The 8,062-nt window shown below is 71.0% G+C and carries 7 protein-coding genes; 2 read left to right on the forward strand and 5 right to left on the reverse strand.

Annotated features, from left to right (window positions below):
- Together AB7U92_RS17225 and hemC are read right to left on the reverse strand one after the other, a co-directional pair.
- Positions 1 to 180: uroporphyrinogen-III synthase (locus AB7U92_RS17225; protein WP_428579555.1), on the reverse strand; the 180-nt coding region annotated here is incomplete at its 3' end.
- Between the two features lie 8 nt (positions 181 to 188).
- On the reverse strand, positions 189 to 1,118 hold the full coding sequence (gene hemC, locus AB7U92_RS17230; protein ID WP_428579558.1) for a hydroxymethylbilane synthase: 930 nt from the start codon (positions 1,116 to 1,118) through the stop codon (positions 189 to 191).
- A gap of 102 nt (positions 1,119 to 1,220) precedes the next feature.
- On the opposite strand from hemC, the gene ppc reads away from it, so the two are divergent.
- Positions 1,221 to 4,013: a phosphoenolpyruvate carboxylase gene (gene ppc / locus AB7U92_RS17235; protein WP_428579561.1), complete on the forward strand. Its 2,793-nt coding sequence runs from the start codon at positions 1,221 to 1,223 to the stop codon at positions 4,011 to 4,013.
- Between the two features lie 6 nt (positions 4,014 to 4,019).
- Here ppc and AB7U92_RS17240 read toward each other — a convergent pair whose 3' ends face one another.
- Genes AB7U92_RS17240 through AB7U92_RS17250 form a run of 3 tightly spaced genes read right to left on the reverse strand, consistent with a single transcriptional unit; the run spans position 4,020 to position 7,143 of the window.
- Positions 4,020 to 5,270, reverse strand: a complete 1,251-nt coding sequence (locus tag AB7U92_RS17240) for a hypothetical protein (RefSeq protein WP_428579564.1) — start codon at positions 5,268 to 5,270, stop codon at positions 4,020 to 4,022.
- Positions 5,270 to 6,046: a LytR/AlgR family response regulator transcription factor gene (locus AB7U92_RS17245; RefSeq protein WP_428579567.1), complete on the reverse strand. Its 777-nt coding sequence runs from the start codon at positions 6,044 to 6,046 to the stop codon at positions 5,270 to 5,272. Before AB7U92_RS17245 ends, AB7U92_RS17240 begins: the two co-directional genes overlap by 1 nt.
- Positions 6,043 to 7,143, reverse strand: a complete 1,101-nt coding sequence (locus AB7U92_RS17250) for a sensor histidine kinase (RefSeq protein WP_428579570.1) — start codon at positions 7,141 to 7,143, stop codon at positions 6,043 to 6,045. Before AB7U92_RS17250 ends, AB7U92_RS17245 begins: the two co-directional genes overlap by 4 nt.
- 132 nt (positions 7,144 to 7,275) lie before the next feature.
- Here AB7U92_RS17250 and argH point away from each other — a divergent pair.
- On the forward strand, positions 7,276 to 8,062 hold a 787-nt coding region (argH, locus tag AB7U92_RS17255; protein ID WP_428579573.1), incomplete at its 3' end, for an argininosuccinate lyase.

The raw sequence follows: 8,062 nt of genomic DNA on the forward strand, positions 1-8,062 counted from the left end.
GCTGACGAACATCGCCATGCGGTGGCCGGCCAGCGCCGCCCAGGCCGCGCGTACCGGGGCCGTATCCGCCGGCGGGTGGATGCCGATCAGCGGCAAGGCGGCGGCGTCGATGCCGCGCTCGCGCAGCCCCGCCACCCACTCGGCCGCCTGCGCGGCGGGACGGGTGACGAGAACCTTCATGGCACCGATCAGGATTCGGCGAGGTAGGCGGCCGAGCCCTGGGCCTGCAGGGCCTGCGCGACACGTTCGCCAAGCGCGCGCGCCTGCGCGTCGTCGGCTACCGCGCTCTCCACGTCGGCGCGCAGCAGCGGCGACATCGGCTTGCCCGGGTGGCCGAGCGCGGCGCGCAGCCAGAGCTGGCTGCCCCGCCACTGAGCATGCACCGCCAGCGGCATGCTGCAGCTGCCGCCCATCGCGCGCGACACCGCCCGCTCGGCCTGCACGGCCAGCCAGGTGGGGCGGTGCGTTAGCGTGGCCAGTTGCTGCAGCAGCGCGGCGTTGTCGGCGCGCACCTCGATGCCCAGCGCGCCCTGGCCGGCGCAAGGCAGCATCTGGTCGGTCTCGAACACGCTGCGGATGCGCTCGCCCAGGCCGAGGCGCTTCAGGCCGGCGGCGGCCAGCACGATGGCGTCGTAGTGGCCTTCGTCGAGCTTGCGCAGCCGGGTGTCGAGGTTGCCGCGCAGCGGCTCGACCACCAGATCGGGGCGCAGCGCACCGAGCTGAACCCAGCGGCGCAGGCTGGAGGTGCCGACCTTGGCGCCTTGCGGCAGGTCGGCCAGGCGTTCGTAGCGCGGCGAGACGAAGGCGTCGCGCGGGTCTTCGCGGTCGAGCACGGTGGCCAGCGCGAAGCCTTCCGGCAGATCCATCGGCACGTCCTTCAGCGAGTGCACGGCGAGGTGGGCACGGCCCTCCTCCAGCGCCGTCTCGAGTTCCTTGACGAACAGGCCCTTGCCGCCGACCTTGGAGAGGGTGCGGTCGAGGATCTGGTCACCGCGCGTGGTCATGCCCAGCAGCTCGACCTGCGCGCCGAAGCGCTGCGCGAGCAGGTCGCGCACATGTTCGGCCTGCCACAGGGCCAGTCGGCTTTCACGGGTGGCGATGACGATGGGTTCGGCCATGGGCGGCATGCTAGCAGGCGCGGCTCTTGCGTCGGACGGCCGTGCGCACGGCTGCTGTTAGCATCCGGCGAAGTAACCGAGTTACAGCATCGGAGAGCCTCCATGAACAAAGCGCCCCGCCGCCGCGCCGCGAGCGACGCCGCCGAGAAGAACCGCCCGCTGATGGAGGACATCCGGCTGCTCGGCCGCATCCTCGGCGACACCATCCGCGAGCAGGAGGGCAAGGAGGCCTTCGATCTGGTCGAGCGCGTGCGCAAGCTCTCGGTGGCCTACCGGCTCAAGCGCGACGCGCAGGCCGGCCGCGCGCTCGACCGGCTGCTGAAGAACCTGTCGGGCGACCAGACGGTGAGCGTGATCCGCGCCTTCAGCTACTTCTCGCACCTGGCCAACATCGCCGAGGACCGCCACCACGTGCGCCGCCGCGAGCACCACGAGCGCGAGGGGCACCTGCAGGAAGGCTCGCTGGCGCTGAGCTTCGAGCGCCTGGCCGCGGCCGACATCCGCGCCAGCGAGATCGCCAGGACGCTCTCACAGGCCTACATCAGCCCGGTGCTCACCGCCCACCCCACCGAGGTGCAGCGGCAGAGCATCCTCGGCGCCGAGCGCGCGATCGCCGAGCTGATCGGCGCGCGCGACGAACTGCGCACCGAGCGCGAGCGCGACGAGAACGAGGCGCTGATCCGCGCCCGCGTCACGCAGCTGTGGCAGACACGCATGCTGCGCACCGCCAAGCTCAGCGTGGCCGACGAGATCGAGAACGCGCTGAGCTACTACCACGCCACCTTCCTGCGCCAGATCCCGCGCCTGTACGGCGAGATCGAGCGCTCGCTGCCCGGCCACGAGATCGCGAGCTTCTTCCGCATGGGCCACTGGATCGGCGGCGACCGCGACGGCAACCCCTTCGTCACCGAGGCGACGCTGCAGATGGCGCTGCGCCGGCAGAGCGAGACCGTGCTGCGCCACTACCTTACCGAGGTGCACCACCTCGGCAGCGAGCTCTCGATGTCGGCGCTGCTCGCGCCGGTGACGCCGCAGATGCAGGCGCTGGCCGAGCGCTCGCCCGACCGCAACGCCCACCGCGAGGACGAGCCCTACCGCCGCGCGCTGATCGGCATGTACGCCCGCCTGGCCGCCACGCTGCACGAACTCACCGGCACCGAGGCGCTGCGCCATGCGGTGGCGCCGGAGAGCCCGTACCTGCACGCGGGCGAGTTCCTCGCCGACCTGAAGGTGATCGAGGCCTCGCTGCGCTCGCACCATGCCGATGCGTTGATCGGCCCGCGGCTCGCGCCGCTGATGCGCGCCGTGCAGGTGTTCGGCTTCCACCTCGCCACCGTCGACCTGCGGCAGAGCTCCGACAAGCACGAGGCGGTGGTGGCCGAGCTGCTGAAGACGGCGCGCATCGAGGCGGACTACTCCTCGCTGGCCGAGCCGGCGCGGCGCGAGCTGCTGGTGCGGCTGCTGAACGACGCGCGGCCGCTGCGCGTGCGCGCCGCGGCCTACAGCGAGCATGCCAGCGGCGAACTGGCGATCTTCGAGACCGCGGCGCGCATGCTGCAGCGCTTCGGCCGCGACGCGATCCGCCACTACATCATCTCGCACACCGAAGACGTGAGCGACCTGCTCGAGGTGCTGCTGCTGCTGAAGGAAACCGGCCTGATGCGCGGCGAGCTGCACGAAGGTGCGGTGGCCGAACTCATCGTCGTGCCGCTGTTCGAGACCATCGGCGACCTGCGCAATGCCGAGCCGATCATGCGCGCCTTCTACGCGCTGCCCGGCATCGCCGCGATGATGAAGGCCTCGGGCGCCGAGCAGGACATCATGCTCGGCTACAGCGACAGCAACAAGGACGGCGGCACCTTCACCAGCAACTGGGAGCTGTACCGCGCCGAGATCGCGCTGGTGTCGCTGTTCGAGGAGCTTGGCCGTGCGCACGGCATCACGCTGCGCCTGTTCCACGGCCGCGGTGGCACGGTGGGCCGTGGCGGCGGCCCGAGCTACCAGGCCATCCTGGCGCAGCCGCCGGGCACGGTGAACGGCCAGATCCGCCTGACCGAGCAGGGCGAGGTGATCGCCTCGAAGTACGCCCACCCCGAGATCGGCCTGCGTAACCTCGAGACGCTGGTGGCCGCGACGCTGGAAGCCACCCTGCTGCACCCGACCAAGAGCGCGCCCAAGGCCTTCCTCGAGGCCGCCGATGCGATCAGCGCGGCGAGCTACGCGGCCTACCGCAAGCTGGTCTACGAGACCCCGGGCTTCACCGACTATTTCTTCAGCGCCACGCCGATCCGCGAGATCGCCGAGCTGAACATCGGCTCGCGGCCGGCCTCACGCAAGGCCACCCGCGCGATCGAGGACCTGCGCGCCATTCCCTGGGGCTTCAGCTGGGGCCAGTGCCGCGTGGCGCTGCCGGGCTGGTGCGGCTTCGGCTCGGCGATCGAGGCCTTCCTCGGCAGCGAGCCCAAGGCGCGCAAGGACAAGCTCGCGCTGCTGCAGAAGATGCACCGCCAGTGGCCGTTCTTCCGCGCGCTGCTGTCCAACCTCGACATGGTGCTGGCCAAGAGCGACCTGCGCATCGCGGCGCGCTACGTGGAGCTGGTGGAGGACAAGCGCCTCGGCCGGCGCATCTTCGGCCTGATCGAGGCCGAATGGCAGCGCACGAACGAGGCGCTGACGCTCATCACCGGCGAGAAGCAGCGCCTGGCGTCGAACCCGGCGCTGGCGCGCTCGATCGAGCACCGCTTCCCCTACCTCGACCCGCTGAACCACCTGCAGGTCGAGCTGATGCGCCGCTACCGCGCGGGTCGCGACGACGACCCGGGCATGGACCGCGTCAAGCGCGGCATCCACATCTCGATCAACGGGGTGGCGGCGGGGTTGCGCAATACGGGTTGAGGGGCATCAGCGCTTGGCGGTCGTCGTGTCATGCCGCTCCGAGTTGAAAACACGGCGCGCGGCAGCGAGCTCGCCATGCTTCGACTGGTAGGCCAGGTAATCCTCGATCTTCGAAAGGCCGTCGCAGCCCTGCGCTTCATGCTGCTTCCCAGCTGCGACCTGGATGGCTTCGTGCTTCTGCCTCAGGCTGTCGAGGCGGTCCTTCGACCAGCCCAGTTGGCGACCAATGGCCCCGCCAAAGGAACTCAGCATGAAGGAGTCACTGTGTTCGGAGAGGTGCGTCGCGAAGTACTCGCATTGCGTTCGCCGCCCATCCTTGCGCAGTTCATCGTCGCTGCAGTGATCGATGACCGACACCGGCGGCATCAGGTTGATGCCCGTGAGCGTCACGGCCTGCGCGAAGATGGCGCTGCGCTCCTGCGCTGAGGCACCGGGCGCCAACGCCCTGGAGAGCGGCTCGTAAGCGTAGCCCCAGCCGGTGCGGAGCTCCTTGGTCGACATCGCGCGCTCGATCAACTGCGCGCGGCGGGCAGAGCCCTTGGCCTGGTAGTTCGAGGCAAGCAGCCAGGGGTAACCGTTGTCCGGATCGCGACGTGCCCACTCTTCGAAGCTCAATGCGGCACAGGCCGTCCTAGGAGAGAAGTCCACGAGAAAACCGCAGGCGTGCATGGCAAGACCATAGACCTGCGGATCGCCCGATCGCTGAGCCAGCCTCGCGAGTTCGTCCAGACCATCGTTGGGCACGTCGATCTTCGCCCAGGGCTTGCCCTGTTCTTCCACGGCCGGTAGCACCTTGGTGCGCCAAGTTTCGATCGCCTGGGCAAACCAGGCCACCGCCTGCACCTCCTCGTCGGGACTGGCCTTCATTTGCGCGAGCCAGATCGGCAAACGCTCGACGCGAAGAGCCTCCAGCTTGGCATGGAGTTCCTCGCTCAACGCATCGATCTGCTTCTCGTCCTCGGGATCGAAGCTCACCACGCCGAAGCCGCAGACGATTTCCGCCGACGAGGCCGCCCTTGCCGGCGCGGGCGCGGCGGCCAGTTGCGTCGACCCGGAAGTTGCGGGTGCGACGGCCGCCACGTCCAGCCCGCCGGCAGGAGCGACCTTCACCGCCACCGCGGCGGCCGGCGCCCCCTCGAACACCCCGCGCCGCTGCGCCACCCACAGCCCCACCAGCACGGTGGCAACCAGCACCGTCACGACCACCCGTCGCCAACGCACATGCGGCGGATCGAACCAGATGCGCAGCGGATCCATCAGCGCCCTGCCGCCACCAGCGCCTCGCGCACTGCGGCGAGCTGGCGGCGAGACACCGCCAGCCATTCTTCGACCGGTGCCACCCGCACCGCCCAGGATTCGCCGGCCTCGTCGTCGCCCTCGCCGGCAACCTGGCGGCGCTCCAGCGCGCGCACGGCCACGCGGGCCACCAGCGCATTGCGATGCACGCGCAGGAAGCGGTCGCCGAAGCGGGCCTCCAGCTCGGCCAGCGAATCGTCGAGCACGAAGCTGTGCGCCGCTGTGCGCAGCGTCACGTACTTCAGCTCGGCCTTGAGGTACAGCACCTCGGCCACCGGCACGCGCACCACGCGGCCGCGATCGCTGACCACCAGCACCTCGGGTTCGGCCGCCGGCACCGCGCTGCGTTCGCCCGCCTGCGGCAGGCGCTGCGTCACGCGCTGCAGCGCCGCCTGCAGTCGCTCGCGCTTGACCGGCTTGGTGAGGTAGTCCACCGCCTCCAGCTCGAAGGCCTGCAGCGCGTGCTCGGCGTGCGCGGTGACGAAGACGATGGCCGGCGGCTTCGGCTGCTGGCGCAGCCGCGCAGCGAACTGCATGCCGTCCAGGCCGGGCATGTGCACGTCGAGCAGCAGCAGGTCGCATTCGTGGGCGGCGAGGAAGTCGGCTGCCTGCACGGCGTTGGCCGCCTCGCCCACCACCACGGCCGGCACCTCGCGGCAGTCGCCGACCAGCGTGCGCAGGCGCAGGCGGGCCAGCTCCTCGTCGTCGACCAGCAGGATTCGCAGCACGTCACTCATAGAGGCACCACCAGCTGCACGCGGAACGCGCCCTCGACGCGCCGCGCCTCGAACTGCGCGGCCATGTCGTGCATCAGGTGCAGCCGCTCGCGCACGTTCTTCAGCGCCATGCCCGAACCCGGCTGCGAAGGCTCGGCCGGCACGGTGTTGGCGATCACCACCTGCGCGCGGCCCAGCTTCACGCGGGTACGGATGCGCACCGTGCCGCCCTCGGCCGAAGGCTCCACGCCGTGGCGCACCGCGTTCTCCACCAGCGGCTGCAGCAGCAGCGGCGGCACGCGCGCCTCGCCAGCTGCGTCGTCGAGCTCCCAGACGATGTTCAGCCGCGACCCGAAGCGCACCTGCTCGATGGCCAGGTAGCGGCGCGCCAGCTCCACCTCCTCGGCCAGCGACACCGATTCGCCGATATCGGTGAGCGCCACGCGGAACAGCTCGGCAAGGTCTTCCAGCACGCCCTCGGCGCGCGCCGGGTCGACGCGCACCAGCGCCAGCGCGGTGTTCAGCGTGTTGAAGAGGAAGTGCGGCCGGATGCGCGACTGCAGTTCAGCCAGCCGCGCCGTGGTGTCGGCCGGCAGCAGGGCCCGGGCGCGCAGCTGCAGCCAGCCGTAGACCGCCGCGGCGCCGGCCGCACCCGCCGCCACCGGGCCGAGCACCGGGTGCTCGCCGAGCAGGTCCAGCCCGAGTTGCTGCACCAGCAGCGCCGGCAGCAGCGCCGCCAGCGCCCCCATGGCGATCGCCACGCCCCAGCGCAGGCCCGGCACCAGCACGCCGAGCGGCCGCTTGAGCAGGCAGGCGGCGCTGAGCCAGAGCAGCACCGCGGGCACGGCCACGGCCGATGCCGAGGCCAGGCGCTGCAGCCAGGCGTCGAAGCTTCCCGAGACGAACAGCACGCCCAGGCCCACGGCCGCCTCGGCGGCCAGCAGCGTGCGCAGCACGACGCCGGCGTGGCAGACGTCGAACACCGAGCCGGGGCGGCGCGAGCGGCCGTCGGCGCCCTCGCCGGGCATGAGCGTGTCGAGCAACGTCGTGCCAAAGCCGGTGCTGCGCGCATCGGCGCGCGCGGGACTGGCGGGAAGGGCGCTGGGCTCGGTGGACATCGGGTCGGCCGGGGGCGCCGAATAGAATGACGGCGCAGCGCGCATTGTCGCCAAACGCGGCACCTCGTCGACGCGCACGACCCCCACGTTCACGCCTTGTTGCGCCTCGCGCGCCCCTGCCACCCGCCCGCCATGTCCTCCAACCAACTCGACAAGAAGTCCCAGGCCTGGTCCGCGCTGTTCTCCGAGCCGATGAGCGAGCTGGTGCAGCGCTACACCGCCAGCGTCGGCTTCGACCGGCGGCTGTGGAAGGCCGACATCGCCGGCAGCCTCGCGCACGCCGAGATGCTGGCCGCGCAGGGCATCATCGCCGCGCAGGACCTGGCCGAGATCCAGCGCGGCATGGCGCAGATCACCAGCGAGATCGAGTCCGGCGCCTTCGGGTGGAAGCTGGCGCTGGAAGACGTGCACCTGAACATCGAGGCGCGGCTGACGCAGCTCGTCGGCGACGCCGGCAAGCGTCTGCACACCGGCCGTTCGCGCAACGACCAGGTGGCCACTGACGTACGCCTGTGGCTGCGCGACGAGATCGACGGCCTCGCGGCGCTGCTCGTCGAGCTGCAGCGTGCCCTGGTCGAGCTGGCCGACAGGAACGCCGAGGTCATCCTGCCGGGCTTCACCCATCTGCAGGTGGCGCAGCCGGTGAGCTTCGGCCACCACCTGCTCGCCTACGTCGAGATGTTCTCGCGCGACGCCGAGCGCCTGGCCGACGTGCGCCGCCGCACCAACCGCCTGCCGCTGGGCAGCGCCGCGCTGGCCGGCACCAGCTATCCGCTCGATCGCGAGCGCGTGGCCCGGGCGCTGGGCATGGTGGATGACGATGGCAAGCCCAGCGTCTGCCAGAACAGCCTCGACGCCGTGAGCGACCGCGACTTCGCCATCGAGTTCACCGCCGCGGCCAGATCGGAAGAGCGTCGAG

The sequence above is a fragment of the Piscinibacter sp. genome, from assembly GCF_050175855.1.
Taxonomy (GTDB): domain Bacteria; phylum Pseudomonadota; class Gammaproteobacteria; order Burkholderiales; family Burkholderiaceae_C; genus Piscinibacter.

Bases quoted from the DNA above. Each gene is read 5' to 3' on its own strand.
- ppc (WP_428579561.1), top strand. From the start codon at position 1,221: ATGAACAAAGCGCCCCGCCGCCGCGCCGCGAGCGACGCCGCCGAGAAG.
- hemC (WP_428579558.1), bottom strand. From the start codon at position 1,118: ATGGCCGAACCCATCGTCATCGCCACCCGTGAAAGCCGACTGGCCCTG.
- AB7U92_RS17245 (WP_428579567.1), bottom strand. From the start codon at position 6,046: ATGAGTGACGTGCTGCGAATCCTGCTGGTCGACGACGAGGAGCTGGCC.
- AB7U92_RS17240 (WP_428579564.1), bottom strand. From the start codon at position 5,270: ATGGATCCGCTGCGCATCTGGTTCGATCCGCCGCATGTGCGTTGGCGA.
- AB7U92_RS17250 (WP_428579570.1), bottom strand. From the start codon at position 7,143: ATGTCCACCGAGCCCAGCGCCCTTCCCGCCAGTCCCGCGCGCGCCGAT.